This is a genomic window from Mammaliicoccus sp. N-M50 (genome assembly GCF_022386995.1).
GTDB lineage: Bacteria > Bacillota > Bacilli > Staphylococcales > Staphylococcaceae > Mammaliicoccus > Mammaliicoccus sciuri_A.
Genome location: NZ_JAJNJA010000007.1, coordinates 154,016 through 177,172, shown reverse-complemented (window position 1 = coordinate 177,172; position 23,157 = coordinate 154,016). Strand labels below are relative to the sequence as shown.

The window sequence follows — 23,157 nt, the reverse complement described above, 5'->3', positions numbered from 1 at the left end:
CTCTCCTTAAATTCTAGTACTTTTATTTAGTTTGAATACTTTTAGCTTTAACGAATGGCATCATGTCACGTAATTCTCTACCAACTGATTCGATTTGATGTCCTTGTTGTTCTTTACGCATTCTTAGGAATTCTTCAAAGCCATTTTCGTTATCTTTAATGAAGCGATCACTGAAAGCGCCTGTTTGAATATCTTTAAGTACTTCTTTCATATTTTCTTTAACATCAGGTGTGATAACACGTTCACCAGATACATAATCTCCAAATTCTGCAGTGTTTGAAATAGAATAACGCATGTTTTCCATTCCGCCTTCATACATTAAATCAACGATTAATTTCATTTCATGTAATACTTCGAAGTAAGCAATTTCTGGTTGATAACCAGCTTCAACTAATGTTTCGAAACCAGATTGGATAAGTTTCGTTACACCACCACAAAGTACTGCTTGTTCACCGAATAAATCAGTTTCAGTTTCTTCTTCAAAGCTTGTACCGATAACACCAGCTCTAGTAGCACCGATACCTTTTGCATAGCTTAATGCTAATTGGGTTGCTTTGCCTGTAGCATCTTGATATACAGCGTATAGTGCAGGTACAGCACTTCCTTCAGTAAATGTACGTCTAACTAGGTGACCTGGTCCTTTTGGTGCAACTAAGAATACATCTACGTTTGCTGGTGGTTGAATAACTTTAAAGTGAATATTAAATCCATGAGCAAATACTAAAGCATTTCCTTCATCTAAGTTAGGTTCAATTTCTTCTTTATAAACTTGTCCTTGAATTTCATCTGGTAATAGAATCATTACAACGTCAGATTGTTTAACAGCTTCATCTACTGGATATACTTCAAAACCATCTTCTTTAGCTTGATCAAATGATTTACCTGGACGAATACCAATAACAACATCATATCCGTTGTCTTTTAAGTTCTGAGCATGTGCATGTCCTTGTGAACCATATCCAACTACTGCGATTTTCTTACCTTGTAATGCGTCCTCTGTTACCGTGTTGTCATAAAATACTTTAGTCATAATAAATGCCTCCATTAATTTGTTTTATTTTGTATTATAGTAATCCTGCAGAACCTGTTCGTGACACTTGTGTCACAGGATATATTTTTAAATCATCCAATAGATTTTCTATTGTTTGATGGGTTCCAATTGCTTGAATATAAATATAATCTTCTAAATCTTTTAAAATGGTTAATTGACCTTCATAAGGCTTAATGATTTTTTCGAACGTTTGATAATCGTCAGGATGTCCTAACTTGATTAAAATAAGTTCTCTATTAAATAGGTTGTTATCTGTAATATCTAGGGCAGATATTACATTTACTTGCTTTTCTAACTGCTTAATAATTGTTTCTGTACTACTTTCATCTGAAACATCCACAATAAATGTAATATTTGTAATGCCCTCTGTTTCAGTAGGCGTTGCAGAAAGAGAAACAATGTTGTATTGTCTCCTTACAAAAATACTTGTAAGTCGGTTGAGTGTACCCGCTCTATCGAGTACTTGAGTCTTAATTGTTCTTTTCATTATTCAACGCCCTCCATTTTGTAGTTTGGTTGTCCACTTGGAACCATTGGAAGTACTGGTTCAGAAGGGGAAATTCTAATTTCGATTAAGGCTGGGCCTTTATGAGCGAATGCTTCATCAAGCGTAGATTCTAATTTATCATTTGAATCGATCATGAAACCTTTAACGCCATAGCTTTCAGAAAGCTTCATAAAGTCAGGCTGCCCAGCAAATACTGAATGAGAAAAACGTTGGCTATAAAATTTATCTTGCCATTGTTTAACCATACCTAAAGCACCATTGTTGATTAATACGATTTTGATGTCATTATCAAATTCATTTAAAATGGCCATTTCTTGGTTAGTCATTTGGAATCCACCGTCACCAACAAAGGCAACAACTGTCTTGTCAGGATGTGCAAACTTGGCACCCATAGCAGCTGGGATACCAAAGCCCATTGTTCCTAAACCACCGCTTGTAATAATTTGACCATGTGTTTTAAATGGATAATATTGTGCAACCCACATTTGATGTTGACCTACGTCAGTTGCAACAAGGGCATCTCCGTTTGTAATCTTTCCGATATACTCAATTGCTTGTTGTGGCTTAATAAAGTCATCAGTTGGTTTGTCATATCTAAATGGATATGTTGCTTTATTAGATAAACAATGTTCATACCATTCATGATGGATAAGCTCATGAGCATCATATTCTAATAGTGCTTCTAATGTTTGTTTTGCATCGGCAATAATACCTAAATCTGTAGGAATGATTTTGTTAATTTCACATGGATCGATATCTACATGAATAACTTTAGCGTCTTTTGCGAATTCATCTGGGTTACTTGCTAGACGATCATCAAATCGGCTACCAAAGTTAATTAACAAATCACATTCTGTTAATGCCATGTTACTTGCATATGATCCATGCATACCGCCCATACCTAAGAATAATGGGTCAGAGTAGGGGATAGAACCTAATCCTAGCAAAGTGTTTACAACAGGAATTTTGTATTTATTAGCAAATGCTGTAAGTTCCTTTGAAGCTTCAGCATGGTTAACACCAGCACCAGCAAGTATAATTGGCTTCTTTGCTAAACGAATCATTTGGATAACTTGTTCAATCTCTTTATCTTCTGGCGTTAAGTTAATATGATATCCAGGTAAATTAAGCTCTCTTGGAGAAACTTCAACTGTTTCTAAAACACCGATATCTTTAGGAAAATCGATTACAACTGGACCTTTACGACCAGTTGAAGCAATATGAAATGCTTCATCAATAATCTTTGGAATATCTTTTACATCTGTAATTTGATAATTATGCTTTGTAATAGGTGTTGTCATAGAGAGTAAATCCGCTTCTTGGAAAGCATCTTTACCAATACCTGGTCTGTGAACTTGTCCTGTAAGTACAACTAGTGGAATTGAGTCACTCATAGCATCAGCTATTCCAGTAATTGTATTAGTTGCGCCAGGTCCGCTAGTAACGACTACAACACCAGGTTTACCTGTAACTCTTGCATATCCTTCAGCTGCGTGAACTGCACCTTGCTCGTGTCTCGTAAGAATATGAGGCACTTTACCTTCATAAAAGGCATCATATAAAGGTAAGACAGCACCGCCAGGATATCCAAAGATGTAATCGACTTCTTGATCAATAAATGATTGGACAAGTAATTCTGCCCCTGTGTAAGTTATTGTCTTTTCTTTAGTTGCTTCATCTGGTTCTTTGTATGATTTAGTAGTTAGTGCCATGCAAATCACTCCTTAAATTAGTTCGTCCGGTACTTTCAAGATGCCTCCTGTATTTGCACTTGTTACAAGGGCAGTGTATCTTGCAAGATAACCAGTCTTAACTTTAGCTTTAAATGGTTCAATGTTTTGTTTTCTAGCATGTAATTCTGCTTCAGAAACATTTACATCTAATGTACGATTCGTTAAATCGATGATGATTTCATCACCGTCTTGGATGAGTCCGATAGGTCCACCCGCGGCAGCTTCTGGTGAAATATGTCCGACAGCGATACCTCTTGTTGCACCTGAGAATCGACCATCTGTAATTAATGCAACATCTTTACCTAAACCTCTACCGACGATAGATGAAGTAGGTGCTAACATTTCCGGCATTCCAGGTCCACCTTTAGGGCCCTCATAACGAATGACAACAACGTGACCTTCTCTAACAGTGTGGTTATCAATTGCTTCAACCGCTTCATCATGTGAACTAAAGCAAATCGCTTTACCAACAAATTTCTTGATTGATGGATCAACACCACCAACTTTAATAGCAGCACCATCTGGCGCGATATTTCCAAATAACATTGATAAGCCACCAGTTTCAGAGAATGGATTATCTCTTGTATGGATAACTTCTGTATTTTTAATTTCACGATGTTCGTTATTTTCTCTTAATGTTTTGCCTGTGACTGTAATACGGTCAGGATGTAAAACATTATCGAGTTTGAGTAATTCACCGATGATAGCTGGTACACCGCCTGCTTCATGTACATCATGCATTGAGTATGAAGAACTTGGTGCAATTTTAGATAGGTAAGGTGTACGTTTAGCTATTTCATTTACTCTATTTAAGTCATAATCGATACCAGCTTCATTTGCTAAAGCTAAAGTATGAAGGACTGTATTTGTAGAACCACCCATTGCCATATCTAAAGCAAATGCGTCATCAATTGCATCTTTAGTAATGATGTCTTTAGGTTTAATGTCTTTTTTAACTAAGTCCATTAGTTTAAAGGCTGCTTCTCTAATTAATTCTCTTCTTTCTTCTCCTACAGCAATAGCTGTTCCGTTATAAGGTAATGCTAATCCTAATACTTCCATTAAGCAGTTCATTGAATTTGCTGTAAACATGCCTGCACATGAACCACAAGTAGGGCATGCGTTCTTTTCCATATCTAAGAATTCTTCTTTCGTCATTGAACCACCTTTGAATGATCCAACTGCTTCAAACATCGAAGATAAAGTTAATGCTTTACCAGTTGCAGATAGACCAGCTTTCATTGGTCCACCTGAACAGAAGATTGCAGGTACGTTTGTTCTAACAGATGCTAATAACATTCCTGGTGTAATCTTGTCACAGTTTGGCATGTAGAATACGCCGTCAAACCAGTGTGCGTTAATAACAGTTTCAGCTGCGTCAGCAATAACTTCTCTACTTGGTAATGAGTAGCGCATCCCGATGTGACCCATTGCTATACCATCGTCAACACCGATTGTATTGAATTCAAATGGAATACCACCTGCTTCTCTAATCGCTTCTTTTGCGATATCTGCCAATTCCCTTAAATGAACATGTCCTGGGACAATATCAATGTAAGAATTGCAAATCGCAATAAATGGTTTATTCATATCCGTTGGGCTCTTGATTTGTCCTGTTGCATGTAATAGGCTTCTTGCAGGTGCTTGGTGATCACCTTTTTTGATCATGTCACTTCTCATAATTACACTCCTCTAGAAAAATAAAAAAGCAACGTCCCAATAAATATGGGACGTTGCTTCGAGTCCCATTCAAGTAGAAATAGGACTTAAACCATACAGTAAATTGAAGCTTACTGTTGTTCGAGTCCTTCTGAGCGTAATAAAATCACTAATATGCTGTATTCGATTGTCGGTTTATTTGCCGTCATTGTGAAATTCATTACAACTCGTCCTTTCTTCTCAAATGTGAACCATATTTTTAGTTAAGATTTTTGAATAGTTAAAAAATTTATGTACTAAATTTAACGCATATCAGAATACATGTCAACAGAATATTTAGATTTTTCTAAAAATTTAGATAATGAAAGCGCTTTACTGATAAATGAACCATTCATTACCCAATTAAATAAATATTTGTTATAATAGTTCAGTTAGTTTAAGTAAAGAAAAGGTAGGTGCCAAATTAGTGATTATTCAAGTTGACTCATTAGAAAAAACGCAGCAAATTGCTGAAAAATTAGCTCAAGTTGTAACTGAAAATGATATTATTTTGTTGAATGGAGATTTAGGAGCGGGTAAAACCACTTTTAGCCAATATTTCGGAAAGGCTTTAGGCGTTAAAAGAAACATTAATTCACCTACCTTTAATATAATAAAATCCTACAAAGGGAGATTGCCTTTTCATCATATGGATTGTTATAGATTAGAAGATAGTGACGAAGATTTAGGGTTTGATGAATACTTTAATGATAATGGTGTTACGATTATTGAATGGAGTGAATTCATTCAAGAATATTTACCTAAAGAGCGTTTAGAAATCAACATTAAGTATATTGACGCCGATAAAAGGGTGTTTGAAATTATTTCTAAAGGTGAACATTATAAACAGATAAAGGAAGTGCTAAATGATGACAACATTACTAATTGATACTTCTGATCAACCTTTAGCAGTAGCACTTGTTAAAGAGGGAAATGTATTAATCAATTATCAGTCCAATATAAAGAAGAATCATTCATTACAATTAATGCCCGTTATTGAATCATTAATGGATGAAGCGCAATTAACACCTCAAACATTGTCAGATATAGTCGTTGCTAATGGACCTGGTTCGTATACGGGGTTAAGAATTGGTATTACAACAGCAAAGACGATGGCATATACTTTGGATATTCCTTTATATGAAGTTTCATCTTTAAAGGCATTAGCAGCAACATATAACAACGAAAATGATCTTATTGTACCATTATTTGATGCTAGAAGAGACCATGTATTTGCTGGTGTTTATCAATATAAAGATGATAAATTAGAAACAATCAAAGAAGATAGTTATATTTCTATTGAAGCATTGAATCAATTTTTAAAATCACAAAATCATCCGTATATATTTATTGGTCACGATGTATTAAAGTTACAAGATAAGTTAGAAGGTAGAAGTCTTTCAAAATTACCTGATGCTTCAATAATGTATAAAATTAAGGAACAACCGGTGTTAAATGTTCATGAACTAAAACCAAGATATCTAAAATTATCAGAGGCGGAACAAAATTGGAAAAACAATCAAACGAAGCATTAGAAATTAGAAAAATGTCAATTGAAGATGTCCCTCAAGTATACGAAATAGAAAATCATAGTTTTACACAAAGTTCATGGTCTATTGACGCATTCTATCATGAGTTAGAGAAAAATGAATTTGCGCATTATTTTGTTGTATCTATAGGTGAAGAAATCATTGCATATTGTGGATTGTGGTTAGTTATTGATCAAGCACAAATTACGACAATATCTGTTGCCGAGCAATATAGAGGTAATGGAATAGGACAAATGTTATTAGAATATGCGATGACTTTTGCAAGTGCAACTTGTACAACGATGAGCTTAGAAGTAAGAGTGGATAATGAAGCGGCGAGACATGTTTATGAGAAAGCTGGCTTTACGTATGGTGGCGTTAGGAAAAATTATTATGGCGATGGAGAGGATGCTAAAGTGATGTGGGTGAGTCTAAAAAATGTCTGAATCAATTATATTAAGTATAGAAACAAGCTGTGATGAAACAGCAGCAAGTGTCATAAAAAACGGCAATGAAATTATCAGTAATGAAGTTGTTACACAAATGATGACACATAAAAAATTTGGCGGTGTAGTACCAGAAGTAGCGAGTCGTCAACATGTTGAAGTGATGACAACAGTGATTGATGAAGCTTTAAAAAATGCAAATATGCAAATGGATGACATTGATGCAATAGCCGTAACAGAAGGTCCAGGATTAATTGGTGCTTTACTTGTCGGTGTTGCAAGTGCTAAAGCTTTAGCATTTAGTCATCAAAAGCCACTTATTCCAGTTCATCATATTGCAGGGCATATTTATGCTAATCATCTCGTTAAACCATTAGAATTTCCTTTAATTGCATTAATCGTTTCTGGTGGACATACAGAACTGATTTACATGAAAGATCATTTAGATTTTGAAGTTATAGGTGAAACGCGTGATGATGCAGTCGGTGAGGCATATGACAAAGTTGCTAGAACAATAGGTTTACCATATCCAGGAGGTCCTGAAGTTGATAGACTTGCTCAAATCGGTCAAGATACTTTGAATTTTCCTAGAGTTTGGTTAGAAAAAGACAGCTATGATTTCAGTTTCAGTGGTTTGAAAAGCGCAGTTATTAATACATTGCATAATAAAAAGCAAAAAAATGAAGAAATCATAAAAGAAGATGTTGCGACTAGTTTCCAAAATAGTGTTGTTGAAGTACTTGTCGGCAAAACAATGGCTGCAGTTAAAGACTATGATGTTCAACATTTAATTGTGGCTGGTGGAGTAGCTGCGAATAAAGGGTTACGTCATGCACTAGAACAAGAATCAAATAAATTAGGAATAGATCTTAGTATTCCACCATTAAATTTATGTACAGATAATGCTGCTATGATAGGGTCAGTAGCTCATTTCTTATATGAAAATAACCGCTTTTCAAATATGAAATTAAACGGTAAAAGCTCTCTAGATATTGAAGCATTTTAATATACAATAATTTGTAATATTGCACTATAGACGTTATACTCAATATGATATAAAAAGATTGAGGAGGCGTTGTAAAGTGGAAGTTAATACTTATTTTAATTTTAAAAATAGTATTGAAGCATTAAAGTTCTACGAAGAAAAATTAGGTGCAACGGATATTATGAGAGTTCCGGGTAACCATGAGATGTTTAAAGATGCACCTGATGAATTTAAATTGCCCGAATCTTTTACAATGAACGCGAGCTTTAACTTATTAGGGAAGACATTTTTATGTAGTGACACTTGGCAAAATAAAGATATCAATAACGAAGGCGCTCAAGCATGTTTTCAGTTTAATTATAACGATGAGCAGGATAGAGAAGCTGTCATCGAATTGTTTAAGAAAGCTGAAGAAGCGGGTTGTAAAATTGATATGCCTTTAAACGAGGTAGAGTGGTCACCACTCTTTGGTTCATTCCAAGATCCATTTGGTGTAACTTGGATGGTAAATGCATATACAGAATAATATAAGAGGACGTTCAAAATTTTGAACGTCCTTTTTTATTTGCGTGCGTATTTGCCTTCACTATTCGTATAGTCAGTATAATCTTTTATACGTTGATCATATTCTTCTTTAGTTATAATTTTATGTTTCAATAGTTCCTTAGCTTTCGTTGTATAATTTTCAATGTTAGATTGTTTCATAAATCATCATCCCTTCTGTAGCATACACAAGACCAATTAATCAATGAAATTTAACTCTAAGCACATCATTAACTTCAAAATAAAAGTAGAATTTATAACTAAAGTCTATAAACAAGAAAATTGGTTACATAAATTATAAGTCTTAATTGATATTAAATCTAGCCTAATTGATAAATATATTAATATTTTAGTCATTTCAACATTTAGAATTTAAAATATTTACAAAAAATACATGAAGGTCACGTATTCATCATAAAGTCAATACAGAACATTTGTACTTGTGCACAAAGTCAAGCATGTTCGCCCAAACCCCTTGTTGTCAAAGGGATTGAGCGTTAAATGGAATGACTTCCGACACTTCTTCCGACAGTATTTTTGAAAAAGCATCTGAAACGTCACGTTTGGCACTATCAATGATATGGCCATAAGTGGACTCAATCATCTTAGGTGTATTGCCTAAACGTTCAGCAACATAGAATATAGACTGATTACCTTTTAATAATAATGTAGCATGAGAATGCCTAAAAGCATGTGCATGGATTTTTATATTTAAATCCTCAGACATCTGATTGAATGCTTGATAAATGATTGTTCTAGAAATAGGCTTTAATCTATAATTACCAACAAAAATTGTTGAATGGATATCGATAGGTGCATTACGATAAAAAGATTTATTCTCGATGTATTTTTGATATTCTTTCAACATTTTTATCAATTCAGGATCTACGTGAATTGTTCTTTTTGAACGTTTCGTTTTTGTTTTAGTAAAATTGTCATGGTCATTTCTAGATTCTCTAATACTGATTGTATTATTTTTGATATCAATATCAGTCCATCTCAAAGCTTGTAATTCACCGATTCTCATACCTGTATAAGTGAGTGTATATATAATAGTCTTATAGACAGGTTCCATTTTATCTGCGTAATTTAATATACTTTTTAAGGTGTTCTGATCATAAAATATTGGTTGAGCATCTTCTTCTTTGAAATGCATTTTTCCAGATATTTTATTGCGTTTTAATTTTTCGTTATCCACCATGAAGTCCAGAATCGCTATAAAGGTACAATAGATATTATATGTTGTTCTATAATTAACTTTCTCTTGAAGTGGATTGATTAGACTAGTTTGAACTTCATAGGGTGTTAATCTTGATAAATAGGTTTTACCTATTAAGGGGATGATATGATTATTAATATAGTTTTTGTTGTTTCTTAATGTTGAATTTGCCCAACTAGGACTTTTAAATTCAAAATACATTTCAGCAGCATGCTTAACTGTCATTTTGTCAGCTTCTATAACTGAATAATCTTGTTCTTCTATATCTGTTTTTAACAACAGAACTTCTCTATATGCGGCTTTTTCAGTTAGAAATCCGCTTTTTTGTTTTTCTTTTCGTTTGCCATCTAAGTAATATTTGAGTCTATAACAATAAAGTTTTTCACCATTTGTGGTCTTATAACTATATACATTTTCATATTTTTTCGACTTAATATATTTCATTGATATTACCTCCGTTTAAGTTTGGAGACTTGGGGAGGTTGTTAAGTCTTAGGTTATCACCACCTTTCGAGATCTAGCATAGTTAGACGTTTTTATTTTCGTCTTTCATCATTTTGTCATAATCAGATGCAACCATCTCTAACCATTTATTTGTTTCTTTTTTATTTTTATGGCCAGGATTTATTATCTTTAGTTGATGACCATCATTAGTCAAAATGTAAATGTGTGTAACTGTGTAGTTTAATACTTTCATAGATAACCTCCTTACAAGAAAACCTCACGAGGTGTGAGGTGTGTTAGTTATTTCGCTAATTCTTCTTGCATCTCATCTTCAGTCATTAAACCTGCATCAACCCATGATTGATACCTCTCTGCTAGTTGGTCTTTTTCAGTTTCTCCATTCTGAATTCCTTTAGAACTTTCATATGCAGCTTGAGCTGAACCTTCTGATACTGTTCCTTGAGGTATTACACCATTAGCAACTGCACTATTATATGCTTGAATTTTCTGTTCTTCACTAAAATTTCCATTTAATACGGTTTGTAACTGACTTTCGTTAGAAATGTTAGAAGTATTTACTTGTAGTTGTTGTTCCTGAGTTGTTTGTTCTGTTGAGTTAGCTTCTTCGGTAGACTGTTGTTCATTTGTTGTTACTTCCTCAGTTAGTTGTTCTTTAGTTTTAGATTCAGTCTTTTTAGCAGACTCTTTTTCTTTTTTATTCTTATCTTTGTCCGATTCTTTCTTCTTTGGCTCATCTTTCTTAACTTCTTTTTTTGATTCTTTACTGTCATCCTTTGATACATTCTCTTCATTTTGACCACATGCTCCTAATACTAAGAGTGATGAAAGTAATAAAACAAATAATTTTTTCATTTTGTTATAGCCCCTTTGTTTTCTTAATTTTTATAAATAATCTTTAAGCATTTCTTCTCGCTTAATTTTATATTCATCTTCAGTTAGTATTTCTAAATCGTATAACTCTTTTAATTTTTTTAGTTCTTCATAAGGCATGTTTTTTCGCTGTTCTTGTATGTATTCCTCACGTTCTATTATTGTTTGAATTTCATTTTCCTTATTTTCCATTAGTTCTTGCAACTTTGAAAGGAACTGTTTTCTATCTTTATCAAAATTAAAATCCATTTCAACAGTTAAATTATCTATAGGAATATTAAAAATAACTTTGCGTCCAAAAAGAGTATTTTTAGTTTCAAAGTCAAAAATACCAGCATAATTAATGGTGCGGCTTATCTTTTTATTTAAAATCAATATATAGTCTTTAGTTAAAAATATCCCACATTCTCCAAAATAATCTTTATTGAAACTTATAAGTGAAGATGTATTGAAAAACAATGTTTCATGAGAATAGTCTGACTCATGAAATAGATTCTCAAATTTTTTCATTCTACATTACCCCTTTATTCAAATTGTATATGTTTAAACACCTGCAATGGTTCAAATTTAATAACATAGCCATTATGGTAGGTGGATAGACCAAACTTCATTTTGTAATGATCTAGGACATCTATAATATATCCTTCGCTTACATCAAAATAATTACTCATTTCAAATATATTGTATACACCGTCTTTATGTGCAGAAATCAAACCATCTAATGATACGATCAATTCATAACCATATCTTCTAGCTTTTAACTCATACTTTCTATTCATCAATATTTTTTGGTCAGTAATATCCCCGTATGTTAAATTATGATGTCCTATTTCTTCTGCTAAAGTTTCGTGTTTTTTTATTAAATTCATTTTTTCTTTTATATAAATTGTACCGTCATAATACAAACCACTTTGAAAAGAAGGTAAGTGAGTTGTTTCTATTACTTCGATATCTTGTTGCATTAATAACTTTTCATACCCCATTTAATCACCCTTTGCGTCTGTTCTTCACAAATTCAATGAATTGTTCTACTTCTTTCATTTCCTCTTCAGTTAAATCTGATTTATCAAAGTGAGCAGCGACAGTAGGTTGTTGATAGGTACTTTCTTCTACTAAATCAGCTTTAGTAACACCGAAGTAATTAGCAAGTAATTCAATTTTATCTATACGTGGATATGTTTTAGCGTTTATCCAGTCTGATACAGTAGTATATTTAAGTTTTAAGTCATTTGATAATCTAGTTCTATCAACATTTTTTTCTTTCATGTATTTAGAAATATTTTTAGCCATCACTTCTTTATTACCTAGCATATTAATCAAATCCTTTCATATAATGTCTATAAATTTATTATACGTTTTATCCGTAATATATACAAGTATTAAAAATTAAGTATGGTAAAACCGTTGACATTACGTTTTAACCGTAGTATAGTTGTGGCAGTTAGAAAAGAAAGCGGGGTGAAAACATGCAAGATATCCAACTAAGACGAGAACCCTACACTTTAAAAATGTTAAGGGCTAAGTATGACTTGACCCAAGCACAAGCAGGAGAGAGAGTAGGTGTTTCAGCTGATGTTTGGCACAATTGGGAAAAAGCAAAGACGTTTCCAAACGTTCCTCAAATTGAGAAAATCGAGGAAGTATTTAATGTCACTTATAATGAGATTATTTTTTTACCAAAACATAACGGTTAAACCGTAATTAAGGAGGGGATTGAATGCAAGATTTAAAAACAAAATCCAATATTGGTGAAATGTTTAATATCCAAGAAAAAGAAAATGGAGAAATCGCAATAAGCGCAAGAGAGTTATACAAAGCGTTAGGTGTCAAAAAACGTTTTAGCGCATGGGCAGATATTAATTTAAAACATTTTAAAGAAAACCGAGATTATACAAGTGTACTTACAAGTACGGTTGTTAATAATGGTGCTGTTAGGCAACTAGAAGATTACGCTTTAACGCTTGATGTAGCTAAGCATATAGCGATGATGTCAGGTACAGAAAGAGGTTTTGATTTTAGAGAATATTTCATTCAAATTGAAAAAGCGTGGAACAGTCCAGAAATGATTATGCAACGAGCATTAAAGATAGCGAATAGTACAATCTTTCAATTAGAAACACAGATTAAAAAAGATAAGCCAAAAGTATTATTTGCTGATGCAGTAGCAACAACAAAGACATCAATTCTAGTTGGAGAATTAGCAAAGATAATTAAACAAAATGGTGTAGAAATTGGACAACGCAGGTTATTTGAATGGTTACGCCAAAATGGATTCTTAATAAAACGTAAAGGCGTTGACTATAACATGCCAACACAGTACTCAATGGAACGAGAATTATTCGAAATCAAAGAGACATCAATCACACATTCAGATGGTCATGTATCTATTAGTAAAACACCAAAAGTGACTGGTAAAGGGCAACAGTATTTTATTAATAAGTTCTTAGGTGAAAACAAATTGAAGTATAAGGTGTGAAATAAATTATCAATGAAAAAACTCAAATAATCATGAGATAAGTAAAAGGATGTGATCCTATGCCGAAAGGAGACTGGCTAGTAGATGCTGAAGAAATTAAAGAACGAATGTGCATTGGAGAGAAATTCTTTAGAAATCACATCGTGAAAGATAGTCGGATGAAAGCAATTGAGATTAAAAAAACAAACAGAAAATCCTGGTGGCCATCTGACAAAGCAAAAGATATATGTATACAAATAATGTACGAGTATGATGCTTAAACAAATTGGAGACTTGGGGAGCATACTCGGATGGGAGAGGAAAACACATGAATATTGCATGGAACATCATGAAGTACCCAGCTTTAACGTTAGCAATTGTTGTTGAGTTCTTTATTATATCGTCATTTAGTACAACGCCTATTGAGCATTCGTTTCTGTTTTGGATAGTGACGGTAGCAGGATTTGAAATGGCTGATCAAATATTTTTAGAACAGGAGGAAATGTAAATGCCATATTTTAAAGAAGGTTCACAAGTCTCTAAGACAGAATATCATTATGGTTTTAAATTTTTGCATCGATATGAAGTTATAGGGGAAGACCTAATTTTAGTAAAGGTATTTAGTACTAATCATGATTTGGTATTTGCTGCAGAAGTACATGTTGAAGATACAGCTGAAGGTCTTTTTGAAGAAATGAATGAGACAATTTTAAGTTGGATTGACGACAACACAAGCGAAGTAGACGCATTAATGGTTGAAATACTAAAGGGCAGTAACAAACCTTATTATTTTAAAATCAAGGCTAGATATTAAGGAGGTGAGTAAATGGAACAAAAATTTAGAGAACACCCTAATTTCAACACTAACAATTTCATAAACATGGGCATTCAATATATATATTTTCGAAAATGGATATGGAGCAAGTGTGGTGTGTCATTCCTCTTCATATGGAGGACACGAAGGGCTATATGAACTGGCAGTATTGTTTGATGATTATTTATGTTATGACACTGAAATCACTGATGATGTTTTAGGTTGGTTAACAGTAGAAGATGTTCTTAAAACACTAGAACTTATCAAGGAATTAAAAAAGCCTAATCCAACGGCAATTGGAAAAGGCACAATTTCAAATAAAAATACACGTACAGAATAACACGGAGGAGGACATTAAGCAATGCAATTAAAATTAAATAAATTAGAAATGGAGAATTTTGCAGGCTTTAAAAATCAAACTTTTGAATTTAATGGCCAAGATGCAGATATTTTTGGCCAAAACGGTACAGGTAAAACAACAACAGCTACTGCGTTGCAATGGTTGCTATTTGATAAAGGATTAGATGGGACAACTAAATCGTTTAATCCTGTACCCGAAGAAGAAAATGGAGAAGAACTATATGAACTAATCCCTATAGTTATTGCTGAATTTGAGATTGATGGTGGATTACTAACACTTAAGAAAGAGTCACACCCAAAATATTCTACAAATCAAAAAACAAATCGTAAAGAATATACCAGAAGTAGAACAAAGTACCAATATGTGAATGATGAAAAGGTAAAGGTTACAGATTACAAAAATAGAGTGGCTGAGATTGTAGATGAAGAAGTTTTTAAACTTATAACAAATCCTACAGCTTTCAATAATCTGGATTGGAAAAAGCGTAGGGAACTATTATTCCAAATTGCAGATGACATTACAGATGACGATGTCATTGCCAGCGATTCAGAACTTGAGGGATTGAAAGAATTACTTACTGATCATGATATTGAAACAAAGAAGAAGATAGTTGCTGATAAGATTAAGCAAATTAATCAACAAATTAAAGATATACCAACACGTATCAATGAAGCATCGCACTCAATAGTTGAAGTAGAAGAATTGAACGAATCTGATTACAAGCAGCTTGAAGAGAATATTCAATCGTTAGTGAATAAGAGATATGAATTACAAAATGGAAGTGCTGAAATTGAATTACGAAATCAAGTTAAAGATAAACAATCAGAATTAGAACGTATCAAAAGAGACCACTCTTCTAATACTGAATCAAGAATTCATTCACTTATGAATGAGTTTAACGCTGAAGAAAGTACTATTTTGAATTACAAATCAAAAATTAAGAATAATCAAACTCAGATTCATTATGAAGAAGGTAGAAGAAAAGAACTTTTAGCAGAACATAAAAGATTAAAGTCTGATTTAGAAATGGCCAAAAATCACAAGTTTGAATATGTAGATGAAAAAGTTTGTTCATGTTGTGGCCAAGAGTTGCCAACAGAAAAAGTGGAAGAGGCAAGAGAAAATGCACTTAAAAAATTCAACAAAGAAAAATCACATGAACTAGAAGTTATTACAGGGTCAATTGAACGAGTAATGGCAGACGGTAAAAAGATTAAACCAATCATTGATGCACTAAACGAAGAAAACAATAAACATCAAGAACTAATAGATGAAGCTACAGAGAAGTCTAAAAGTATCAAAAGTAAAATCGAGAGCCTGAAATCACAAATAACAGACGTTACAAAATCAAAAGAGTATCAGTTAATTAAAAGCGATATTGATGAACTCAATAAAAAGCGCATGAATATTCAAAAAGAAGTTGCTGATCGTTTAGATGAATTAGATTCACAGTCAAATGAACTAAACGCTAAAAAAGAACATCTAGATAAATTGAAGTCTATTGCTGCATCGAATGAGAATGTTAAAAAACGAATTCAAGAATTAAAAGATAAAGAAGATGAATTGTTGGACGAGAAAGAAGTTTATTCTGGTCAACTTTACAAACTAAATAAATTTACGATTACTAAAATCAATAAATTAACCGATAACATTAATCAAAAATTCAAGTATGTAAAATTCAAATTATTCTATACACAAGTTGACGGAGAAGTTAAAGAAACGTGTGAAACAACTGTGAATGGTATTGAGTACCACAGGGGATTAAATAGCGCTAAAAAGCTTAATGCAGGACTAGACATCATTAATACGTTGTGTGATCACTACAAAATTAACGCGCCAATCTTTATTGACAATGCTGAATCAGTAATTGATATCTTACCAACAAAATCACAACAAATTAGATTAGTTGTTAGTAAACAAGACGACACATTAAGAATGGAGAAAAGCGAATGAAATATGAGTTAGGTGATTATGTACGAATTAACAAACGTTGGAAGAAGACGAAAGAATATCTGAACGAGGAAGATTTAAAGATTGAAGATGCTGAGACTATTGTAATTAGAAAGAAAATCGATTGTAAGGAAACTGGCTTTATTGCTGGATTTAGATACGGATATACACAATCAAAAGAAGTAATGAAAATTCTCGATGAAGGAGCAGAGTTCATTCAAATATATAATCATCAAGCAATCGATGTATACCTGGTAGCAACAAGAATGAATTGTCTATATGAAGTAAGCAAAGAAGATATTCAATTAATTAAAGACGTGGAGGAATTGAGATGAATATTCAAGAAGCAACAATATTATCTACTAAGTATTTAGTAACTATGACTCGAAAAGAATGGAAACAAAGTCATAAGGCCGAAGTATTACCAACTAATGATAGTTTTCTACAATGTCTTATCATCGGAAATACTGGTGAAGAAATAATTAAATATTGGCAACCTTCAGCTGATGACCTTAAGGCAGACGATTGGGAAGTTATTACTCCTGTTATAGACCAGGGATAAAAGAAGCTATTTTAGAAATATTATCTAATAAATTTTTCATATTATTTTTAAACTCATTTTCAAAATAAGAAATAGTTGAATCAGATATTTGGATAAAATAGATAGTTCCATCTGCTATTGTTCCTTCAATGAAATTGGCTTTATTTAATTTCTTAAGGTCACTCTCTATATCTTCAAAATGAAATTGAGAAAAATATAAAGCATGAATGTTTAAGGCATCACCAAAATCGTTACATTGAATCTTAATACTACCATTATTAACGCACTCAAGATAGTTCTTATAAAGAACAGATAATATATATTGTTGATTCTTAGTCAGTTCGCTAAATCTTTCTTGGATATTACTCATTAAATAGTTCCACCTTTCATAATAAATTAATTTAATTATACACAATAAAGGAGATTATATATATGACAAATAAAAACGAAGTATTAGTAAAAAATCAAAAAATGGGAGACAACGTCCTCGCTAGAGTTAAGAGTTTAGAAACACAGGGTGATTTAAAGTTTCCAAAAAATTATTCACCCGAAAATGCAATGAAATCAGCAATGTTAACATTACAAGATTTAAAAGGATCTAAGAAAGACGGTTACAAACCAGCATTAGAATTTGCTAATCCAAACAGCATTGCCAATGCGTTAATGGATATGGTCGTGCAAGGGCTAAATCCAGCTAAGAATCAGGGTTATTTCATCATGTACGGAGATAAAGTTCAGTTCCAGCGTTCATATCTAGGTACGATGGCAGTTACAAGACGAGTTACTGGTGCTAAAGAAATAAATGCTGAAGTTATCTTTGAAGGTGATGAAGTTAAATACAAAACAAAGAACGGTAAAATCGTCGATTTAGAACATTCTCAATCATTTGGAAACAGAGATAGTAAAAAAATCATTGGTGCATATGCAACTGTTGTGTTTGAGGATGAAAGTAAAAACTATACAGAGATTATGAGCTTCGAAGAAATTGAAGAAGCATGGAAACAATCTCAAATGGTATATGACGGCAAGTTCAAGGAAGATGGAACGCATAGAAGATTCCCCCAAGAAATGGCCAAAAAGACTGTAATTAATAGAGCATGTAAGAAGTTATTAAATAGTTCTGATGACAGTAGTCTTTTATCAAGTGAAGTTAAAAGCAGAGATAGCAGACAACGCAAAGAGATTTTAGATGCTGAAGAAGAAGCAAATGCGAATAAAGAACTATTAGAATTCGAAGAAGTACCACATAAAGAGGCAACAGATGTTACTGATTTTGAAGAAGTTGAAGAGATTAAAGAAGAACCTGCACAACATCCAACAGAGGATGAAGAACCATTTTAATTGATGTTATAGCAACTGGTTCGAGTGGTAACTGCTATCGTATTTCAGATGGCAGAACCACACTTTTATTAGAAGCAGGAGTGAAGTTTGAAAAGGTGCAAAAAGCTCTTCAATACAGAACGAGAGACATTGCAGGTTGTCTCATCACTCATGAACATGGTGATCACGCTAAATATACAGATCAGTATTTAAAGAACGGAATTAATTGTTACATGACCAAGGGAACAAAGGAAGCAACGGAAATTCAAAGTCACAGACTGTATTCAGTAAAAGCTAAACAGGAAACAAGAATTGGGACATGGTCAATTTTACCTTTTGAAATAGAACATGATGCAGCTGAACCAGTTGGCTTTTTACTAAAAAGTACACAAGGTTATAAAGTCTTGTACTTAACAGATACAAAGTATTGTAAGTATAGTTTTAAAAGTTTAACGCACTTGATGTTAGAAGTGAATTATATCTACGAAAAAATGCAAGATAATGTGCAAAAAGGCTCTATTCATCAAGGATTGGCTAACAGGATAATGGAATCACATTTTAGCTTAGAATATGCATTAAAACTATTAAAGGTGAATGATCTGTCTCAATTACAACAGATTCATCTAATACACCTTAGTAATACCAATTCCGATGCACAATTAATCAAACAGAAGGTACAAGAAGCGAGTGGTGTACCTGTCTATATTGGAGGTTTATAAATGGATAATAATGATTGTAAGTTTATTGGCCGAATAACAAAAGACTTAGAGCTAAAAGAATCAACAAATGGCACAAAGTACTTACTATTTGATATTGCGGTTCAAAGAAGATTTAAAAATAATGAAGATGAATATGAGAGTGATTTTATTAATTGTATTGCCTTTAATAAAACTGCTGAATTTATAAACAACTATGCAAAGAAAGGCTATTTAATAGGTGTTGAAGGTGAGATACAAAATAATAATCATGAACGTCAAGATGGCACGATTAATTATGGTACGCAATTGAAAGTAAATAAAGTGAATTCTCAAATTCTATTTTTGAATAAAGAGAAATCTACTAACAGTGCAAATCAAGAAGGTAGCACTCAGCGTGGCCAAAATACAACAACTAACCAAAATGTTAGTCAAACTAATAGCAATAATCCATTTATAAATGCTAATGGCCCAATTGAAATAAACGATGATGATTTGCCATTTTAATTTAACCAGTTTTGAAAGTGAGGTGTGGAGTTATGGCTGGTTGGATTAGCTTGCATAGATCGATTGAGAATCATTGGTTGTATGAAGAAGAAAGAAAGTTTTCTAAGTTCGAAGCATGGATTGATTTACTTCTAATGGTTAATCATAAAGATAATAAAACAGTTATGGACGGTAAGTTAATCACTGTGAAAAGAGGTCAACGTATTACTTCACTCCGGAAACTAGGTGATAGATGGAAATGGTCATTAACTAAAGTTGATTCGTTTTTAAGACTATTAGAAGAAGACAAAATGATAGTTGTAAAAAAAGACACCAAAAAAACGCTTGTAACCATTGTCAATTATGACGTTTATCAAAATGTGAATTTAGAAAAGAGACACAGAAAAGACAGTGAAAAGACAGAGAAAGAACACAGAAAAGACAGAGAAAAGACACAGAAAAAAACAAACAATAATGATAATAAGGAGAATAATGAAAATAATGATAATAAGGAGAATAAGAAGTCGTCGAACGTCTTCGACTTTTATCAAGATTCAGGATTCGGAATTATTAATCAATACACTGCACAAGACATCACTTACTATCTTGAAAGCTTTGAGAATGATTCAGACGAAATAGTGACAGCTGCACTTAAACTAGCGCTTGATAGAAATAAAGTGAACTGGGGATATGCTAAAGCGATTTTAAAAGATTGGTTAAACTCTAATCTTAAATCAATCAAGGATGTACGAGCATATGAACAACAAAAGTTGGCCAACTTTAAAAGTAAAAGTGGCCAGAATAATAATAACCAATCAAAAGAGAAAACACCTGAATGGTTATTAAAGCAAAAACAAAAAAATCAAGATAATCAAAACGAAGTAAATATAAATGCACCAGAATTTGAAGAAAAGAAAAAACAAATGGAAAAAGAAATAATGGAATGGAGTGAAGAATTTGGGCGTACTACTTAAAGGTAAAACTATAGGAGAAGTATTTGAATTACTACAAGAATTAAAATCAGTTAAAGCTGTTGCTGAAGAAATTGGTGTAACACCTGGAGCAGTTTATAGTTTTAGATCAGAAAATCATAAAGCATTTAAAAAATTAAAAGCAGGGTCGGAAGTTAAAGAAGATGAAAACAATACAGCTAATCCAGAATTAACTACAAAAATTATAAAACCAGAGAAGATAGTGAATAATCAACAAGATGATTCAACTAAAATAACTATTTCTAAAAAAGCCATTTTAGATGAGCAAAATAAATCACTTAATAAAAAAGTAAACAAGCTAACATCTGAAAAGAATCAATTGCATGGTCGGATTAATTTACTTGAAGATGAAATAAAAGTGATTAGTGATGAAAAGACGGAACTGAGAAATGAGTATGAAAAGCTGTCACGTGATTATCAGAAGATTAAAGAAGAAAAAGAGTCGTACAAGAAACAGTTAGATGAATTAGTTGAGGAATCTAATAATATTTTGGCAGAAGCCAAGAAATATCGTGAGGCAAACAAAGAATATCAAAATAAAATGGCGATGCTTAGCGAAAGAGACACAAGACGATCAGAAGTGAATATAGATCAAATACAAAAGGAACTAGCGTTTTATAAAGCACATGCGTTGTTATATTACCAGAAAGTAAATGAAGTATCATGACGGTTCATTCATTTACGATACTGTTCAAAAAAGACACAAAACATCTAGATAAACCAATGGCATCTCCTAGGCCGAGGTTTAGAAACGTTGGAAAGTTTATTCAAACATACATGCCAACTAACTACGTAAAACACAAACAATTTATAAAAGAACAAATGCCAGAACTAAATATCGATGATGCAATCAAGTTAACTTTACTGTTTGAATTTCCAATGAACAAGTCATGGTCAAAATCATTAATTAAAAGAATGATACATGCATTTAAAAAGAATAAACCTGACATCGATAATTTGGTTAAAACATTTATGGATGCAGCAAATGAAAAGATATGGACTGATGATGCATTAGTCGTTGAATTACATTGTGCTAAAAGATACGCAGAAGTACCAAAAATAAAAGTGAAAGTGGAGGAATTATGATGAGAAATATTCAATTTGCAGATGAATTAATTAAAATGACTTTTGGAGAAAATGAACAAGATGGAGTAGTAAGAAAACAATTTAACGCCACTGATAAACATGTGACTTGGTCAATTGAGTTTTTTGCTTATGAAGCAACAATTGTATGTACAGCAAGTAAAGCTGGAACTAAATTTAAGGTCTCTGGGGATAATGTACCATACGGGTTTGTAATTCAACAATATCAAAGAGTTGAGTACATTAGACAAGAACTATTTAAAGATGAAGTAGAAAATCCAGATCAATTAACATTAGAAGATGTAGACAGTGAAGAAGAACAAGAGCAAACAGAAAATGAAACATTATTTGATGGCGGAGAAGAAAAAGTTGAAGAATTATCAAAAGAAGAAATCGAGTAATAAAAAGGGTGGCGAAAGTCACCCTGATATTTTAGATAAGGTACGAGAAATACTACGCAAGTAAACAAATACCGTAAGTATAAGGTTTTACTTGTACAAATACGCATATATGCAAATGACGTGCAAGTAAGACTGTACTTACTAGGGGAGGACGAATAGATGTTAGTAAAAGAGTTGATAGACGAATTAAACTATATTGTTGATCAATACGGTGAAAATGTTGATTTAAAAACTGCTGATGAACAAGAGATAACGATTGAAGTTGAGTTTAAAGATAGGAAATTTGAGCGACCTATCATTGTAGTCGAAGATTAAGGAGGACTAACATATGAAATCCTACAAAAAGAAACAAATCATTAAACATGCACTTATCTACTACATGAATAGAGAAGGTGCTAGTAAAGCAGATTTATATACGGAAAAACTGGTATTACGAGATATTGAACGTGACATCGTTTTGATGAAGGACGAGTATGGAATACCAATGACTGAAAGAGAGAAAGAAATATGGGAGGAATTAAAGTTATGAAATATCTAATCACACTAACAATAACTCTCTTAGCATTGTACGCGTTCATCAAACGATCATATACGTATGCTAGTGTGCAGGATGAAGTGGAGGCACCAAATAGTATGCGAGGATTAAAGCAAGGTGATGTATATAAAGATAAAAGTGGTAATCAAGTCATGCTGACTAGCCAAGCACCGTTAGATTATGAAGACACTCAAAGCTACAAAGATAATGAGCCGTGGTTCACAGGAATGGGGAGATGTTGAATGAAACGAGAACCAGTATTTATAAAGCCAACATACAAGTACAGAGGCAAAGTTAAAGAACACCCTATTGAACGATTAGAGTTTATATATGTACCAAGCAATGATATTGAAAGATTGGGGATAAATTTAAAACGAGTTGGTAAGAAATTAAGCGAAGTATTTAATGGAGTTGATAGACGATGTTAATCGCAGCGACACTATTTGTAGTAATTGTTTTAGCACTAATTATTATTGC

At 32.7% G+C, this 23,157-nt stretch carries 36 protein-coding genes and 1 pseudogene; 25 read left to right on the top strand and 12 right to left on the bottom strand.

Annotation, left to right across the window (positions count from 1 at the left end; genetic code table 11):
- Positions 1 to 22 precede the first annotated feature (22 nt).
- Genes ilvC through ilvD form a run of 4 tightly spaced genes read right to left on the bottom strand, consistent with a single transcriptional unit; the run spans position 23 to position 4,972 of the window.
- On the bottom strand, positions 23 to 1,030 hold the full coding sequence (gene ilvC, locus LQ622_RS11960; protein WP_025905047.1) for a ketol-acid reductoisomerase: 1,008 nt from the start codon (positions 1,028 to 1,030) through the stop codon (positions 23 to 25).
- A gap of 34 nt (positions 1,031 to 1,064) precedes the next feature.
- The gene (gene ilvN / locus LQ622_RS11955; RefSeq protein WP_025905048.1) at positions 1,065 to 1,538 is read right to left on the bottom strand and encodes an acetolactate synthase small subunit; all 474 of its coding nucleotides are present in this window, start codon (positions 1,536 to 1,538) and stop codon (positions 1,065 to 1,067) included.
- On the bottom strand, positions 1,538 to 3,271 hold the full coding sequence (ilvB, locus tag LQ622_RS11950; RefSeq protein ID WP_025905049.1) for a biosynthetic-type acetolactate synthase large subunit: 1,734 nt from the start codon (positions 3,269 to 3,271) through the stop codon (positions 1,538 to 1,540). The genes ilvN and ilvB overlap by 1 nt, the downstream gene beginning before the upstream one ends.
- 12 nt (positions 3,272 to 3,283) lie before the next feature.
- Positions 3,284 to 4,972, bottom strand: a complete 1,689-nt coding sequence (ilvD, locus tag LQ622_RS11945; protein WP_025905050.1) for a dihydroxy-acid dehydratase — start codon at positions 4,970 to 4,972, stop codon at positions 3,284 to 3,286.
- Positions 4,973 to 5,420: 448 nt separating this feature from the next.
- On the opposite strand from ilvD, the gene tsaE reads away from it, so the two are divergent.
- From tsaE to LQ622_RS11920, 5 genes are all read left to right on the top strand, one after another.
- Entirely contained in the window at positions 5,421 to 5,879 is a 459-nt protein-coding gene (gene tsaE, locus LQ622_RS11940; RefSeq protein ID WP_025905051.1) for a tRNA (adenosine(37)-N6)-threonylcarbamoyltransferase complex ATPase subunit type 1 TsaE, read from the top strand.
- Positions 5,860 to 6,525 (top strand): tRNA (adenosine(37)-N6)-threonylcarbamoyltransferase complex dimerization subunit type 1 TsaB, encoded by a 666-nt coding sequence (gene tsaB / locus LQ622_RS11935; RefSeq protein ID WP_239762520.1) that lies wholly within the window; start codon positions 5,860 to 5,862, stop codon positions 6,523 to 6,525. Before tsaE ends, tsaB begins: the two co-directional genes overlap by 20 nt.
- Positions 6,498 to 6,965 (top strand): ribosomal protein S18-alanine N-acetyltransferase, encoded by a 468-nt coding sequence (gene rimI, locus LQ622_RS11930; RefSeq protein ID WP_049320460.1) that lies wholly within the window; start codon positions 6,498 to 6,500, stop codon positions 6,963 to 6,965. The genes tsaB and rimI overlap by 28 nt, the downstream gene beginning before the upstream one ends.
- Complete coding sequence (tsaD, locus tag LQ622_RS11925) at positions 6,958 to 7,971, top strand: tRNA (adenosine(37)-N6)-threonylcarbamoyltransferase complex transferase subunit TsaD (RefSeq protein ID WP_239762523.1); 1,014 nt, start codon at positions 6,958 to 6,960, stop codon at positions 7,969 to 7,971. Before rimI ends, tsaD begins: the two co-directional genes overlap by 8 nt.
- 76 nt (positions 7,972 to 8,047) lie before the next feature.
- The gene (locus LQ622_RS11920; protein WP_037589607.1) at positions 8,048 to 8,476 is read left to right on the top strand and encodes a VOC family protein; all 429 of its coding nucleotides are present in this window, start codon (positions 8,048 to 8,050) and stop codon (positions 8,474 to 8,476) included.
- Positions 8,477 to 8,511: 35 nt separating this feature from the next.
- Here LQ622_RS11920 and LQ622_RS11915 read toward each other — a convergent pair whose 3' ends face one another.
- The 7 genes and pseudogenes from LQ622_RS11915 to LQ622_RS11885 form a co-directional block, all read right to left on the bottom strand.
- Complete coding sequence (locus tag LQ622_RS11915; RefSeq protein WP_164961626.1) at positions 8,512 to 8,655, bottom strand: hypothetical protein; 144 nt, start codon at positions 8,653 to 8,655, stop codon at positions 8,512 to 8,514.
- 319 nt (positions 8,656 to 8,974) lie between these two features.
- Positions 8,975 to 10,156, bottom strand: coding sequence for a tyrosine-type recombinase/integrase (locus LQ622_RS11910; protein ID WP_239775232.1), 1,182 nt, complete (start codon positions 10,154 to 10,156; stop codon positions 8,975 to 8,977).
- A gap of 82 nt (positions 10,157 to 10,238) precedes the next feature.
- Positions 10,239 to 10,409 (bottom strand): hypothetical protein, encoded by a 171-nt coding sequence (locus tag LQ622_RS11905; RefSeq protein WP_239762525.1) that lies wholly within the window; start codon positions 10,407 to 10,409, stop codon positions 10,239 to 10,241.
- Positions 10,410 to 10,456: 47 nt separating this feature from the next.
- Positions 10,457 to 11,029, bottom strand: a complete 573-nt coding sequence (locus LQ622_RS11900; protein ID WP_239775230.1) for a hypothetical protein — start codon at positions 11,027 to 11,029, stop codon at positions 10,457 to 10,459.
- Between the two features lie 30 nt (positions 11,030 to 11,059).
- Positions 11,060 to 11,557, bottom strand: coding sequence for a hypothetical protein (locus LQ622_RS11895; RefSeq protein ID WP_239775228.1), 498 nt, complete (start codon positions 11,555 to 11,557; stop codon positions 11,060 to 11,062).
- A 14-nt stretch (positions 11,558 to 11,571) separates the two neighbouring features.
- The gene (locus tag LQ622_RS11890) at positions 11,572 to 12,030 is read right to left on the bottom strand and encodes an ImmA/IrrE family metallo-endopeptidase (RefSeq protein ID WP_239775226.1); all 459 of its coding nucleotides are present in this window, start codon (positions 12,028 to 12,030) and stop codon (positions 11,572 to 11,574) included.
- Between the two features lie 109 nt (positions 12,031 to 12,139).
- Positions 12,140 to 12,358, bottom strand: a pseudogene (locus LQ622_RS11885) (helix-turn-helix domain-containing protein); the annotation flags it as partial.
- 155 nt (positions 12,359 to 12,513) lie between these two features.
- Here LQ622_RS11885 and LQ622_RS11880 point away from each other — a divergent pair.
- From LQ622_RS11880 to LQ622_RS11840, 9 genes are all read left to right on the top strand, one after another.
- Positions 12,514 to 12,741: a helix-turn-helix transcriptional regulator gene (locus LQ622_RS11880; protein WP_239775224.1), complete on the top strand. Its 228-nt coding sequence runs from the start codon at positions 12,514 to 12,516 to the stop codon at positions 12,739 to 12,741.
- Positions 12,742 to 12,764: 23 nt separating this feature from the next.
- Positions 12,765 to 13,523 (top strand): phage antirepressor KilAC domain-containing protein, encoded by a 759-nt coding sequence (locus LQ622_RS11875; protein ID WP_239775222.1) that lies wholly within the window; start codon positions 12,765 to 12,767, stop codon positions 13,521 to 13,523.
- Positions 13,524 to 13,582: 59 nt separating this feature from the next.
- Complete coding sequence (locus LQ622_RS11870) at positions 13,583 to 13,783, top strand: hypothetical protein (protein ID WP_070369236.1); 201 nt, start codon at positions 13,583 to 13,585, stop codon at positions 13,781 to 13,783.
- 47 nt (positions 13,784 to 13,830) lie between these two features.
- Entirely contained in the window at positions 13,831 to 14,010 is a 180-nt protein-coding gene (locus LQ622_RS11865) for a hypothetical protein (protein WP_204253882.1), read from the top strand.
- Positions 14,011 to 14,316 (top strand): hypothetical protein, encoded by a 306-nt coding sequence (locus tag LQ622_RS11860; protein ID WP_239775220.1) that lies wholly within the window; start codon positions 14,011 to 14,013, stop codon positions 14,314 to 14,316.
- A gap of 115 nt (positions 14,317 to 14,431) precedes the next feature.
- Complete coding sequence (locus LQ622_RS11855) at positions 14,432 to 14,656, top strand: hypothetical protein (protein WP_239775218.1); 225 nt, start codon at positions 14,432 to 14,434, stop codon at positions 14,654 to 14,656.
- 21 nt (positions 14,657 to 14,677) lie between these two features.
- The gene (locus LQ622_RS11850) at positions 14,678 to 16,630 is read left to right on the top strand and encodes an AAA family ATPase (RefSeq protein WP_239775216.1); all 1,953 of its coding nucleotides are present in this window, start codon (positions 14,678 to 14,680) and stop codon (positions 16,628 to 16,630) included.
- Positions 16,627 to 16,962, top strand: coding sequence for a hypothetical protein (locus LQ622_RS11845; protein ID WP_239775214.1), 336 nt, complete (start codon positions 16,627 to 16,629; stop codon positions 16,960 to 16,962). The genes LQ622_RS11850 and LQ622_RS11845 overlap by 4 nt, the downstream gene beginning before the upstream one ends.
- Complete coding sequence (locus tag LQ622_RS11840; protein ID WP_239775211.1) at positions 16,959 to 17,189, top strand: Thoeris anti-defense Tad2 family protein; 231 nt, start codon at positions 16,959 to 16,961, stop codon at positions 17,187 to 17,189. Before LQ622_RS11845 ends, LQ622_RS11840 begins: the two co-directional genes overlap by 4 nt.
- On the opposite strand, the gene LQ622_RS11835 is transcribed toward LQ622_RS11840, so the two are convergent.
- A complete protein-coding gene (locus LQ622_RS11835; RefSeq protein WP_239775210.1) occupies positions 17,173 to 17,538 on the bottom strand; it encodes a hypothetical protein in 366 nt (121 codons plus the stop codon). The two genes, LQ622_RS11840 and LQ622_RS11835, sit on opposite strands and share 17 nt — an antisense overlap.
- Positions 17,539 to 17,600: 62 nt before the next feature.
- On the opposite strand from LQ622_RS11835, the gene LQ622_RS11830 reads away from it, so the two are divergent.
- The 11 genes from LQ622_RS11830 to LQ622_RS11780 all read left to right on the top strand — a co-directional run bounded on the left by LQ622_RS11830 (position 17,601) and on the right by LQ622_RS11780 (position 23,108).
- Entirely contained in the window at positions 17,601 to 18,509 is a 909-nt protein-coding gene (locus LQ622_RS11830) for a recombinase RecT (protein WP_239775208.1), read from the top strand.
- 95 nt (positions 18,510 to 18,604) lie between these two features.
- Positions 18,605 to 19,207: an MBL fold metallo-hydrolase gene (locus LQ622_RS11825; RefSeq protein WP_239748563.1), complete on the top strand. Its 603-nt coding sequence runs from the start codon at positions 18,605 to 18,607 to the stop codon at positions 19,205 to 19,207.
- Positions 19,208 to 19,690, top strand: coding sequence for a single-stranded DNA-binding protein (locus LQ622_RS11820; RefSeq protein WP_239733717.1), 483 nt, complete (start codon positions 19,208 to 19,210; stop codon positions 19,688 to 19,690). It begins immediately after the preceding gene.
- Between the two features lie 32 nt (positions 19,691 to 19,722).
- Positions 19,723 to 20,643 (top strand): DnaD domain-containing protein, encoded by a 921-nt coding sequence (locus LQ622_RS11815; protein WP_239775206.1) that lies wholly within the window; start codon positions 19,723 to 19,725, stop codon positions 20,641 to 20,643.
- The gene (locus LQ622_RS11810) at positions 20,627 to 21,328 is read left to right on the top strand and encodes a hypothetical protein (RefSeq protein WP_239775204.1); all 702 of its coding nucleotides are present in this window, start codon (positions 20,627 to 20,629) and stop codon (positions 21,326 to 21,328) included. The genes LQ622_RS11815 and LQ622_RS11810 overlap by 17 nt, the downstream gene beginning before the upstream one ends.
- Positions 21,325 to 21,747 carry a RusA family crossover junction endodeoxyribonuclease gene (locus LQ622_RS11805; protein WP_239748925.1) on the top strand — a complete coding sequence of 141 codons (423 nt, stop codon included), beginning with the start codon at positions 21,325 to 21,327 and terminating at the stop codon, positions 21,745 to 21,747. Before LQ622_RS11810 ends, LQ622_RS11805 begins: the two co-directional genes overlap by 4 nt.
- Positions 21,747 to 22,145 carry a hypothetical protein gene (locus tag LQ622_RS11800; RefSeq protein WP_239775202.1) on the top strand — a complete coding sequence of 133 codons (399 nt, stop codon included), beginning with the start codon at positions 21,747 to 21,749 and terminating at the stop codon, positions 22,143 to 22,145. The genes LQ622_RS11805 and LQ622_RS11800 overlap by 1 nt, the downstream gene beginning before the upstream one ends.
- 159 nt (positions 22,146 to 22,304) lie before the next feature.
- Positions 22,305 to 22,460, top strand: coding sequence for a hypothetical protein (locus tag LQ622_RS11795; protein ID WP_239775200.1), 156 nt, complete (start codon positions 22,305 to 22,307; stop codon positions 22,458 to 22,460).
- A gap of 13 nt (positions 22,461 to 22,473) precedes the next feature.
- The gene (locus LQ622_RS11790) at positions 22,474 to 22,674 is read left to right on the top strand and encodes a hypothetical protein (RefSeq protein WP_239775198.1); all 201 of its coding nucleotides are present in this window, start codon (positions 22,474 to 22,476) and stop codon (positions 22,672 to 22,674) included.
- A 104-nt stretch (positions 22,675 to 22,778) separates the two neighbouring features.
- Positions 22,779 to 22,922 carry a hypothetical protein gene (locus LQ622_RS11785; RefSeq protein WP_239775196.1) on the top strand — a complete coding sequence of 48 codons (144 nt, stop codon included), beginning with the start codon at positions 22,779 to 22,781 and terminating at the stop codon, positions 22,920 to 22,922.
- On the top strand, positions 22,923 to 23,108 hold the full coding sequence (locus LQ622_RS11780; RefSeq protein ID WP_239775194.1) for a hypothetical protein: 186 nt from the start codon (positions 22,923 to 22,925) through the stop codon (positions 23,106 to 23,108).
- Positions 23,109 to 23,157 lie beyond the last annotated feature (49 nt).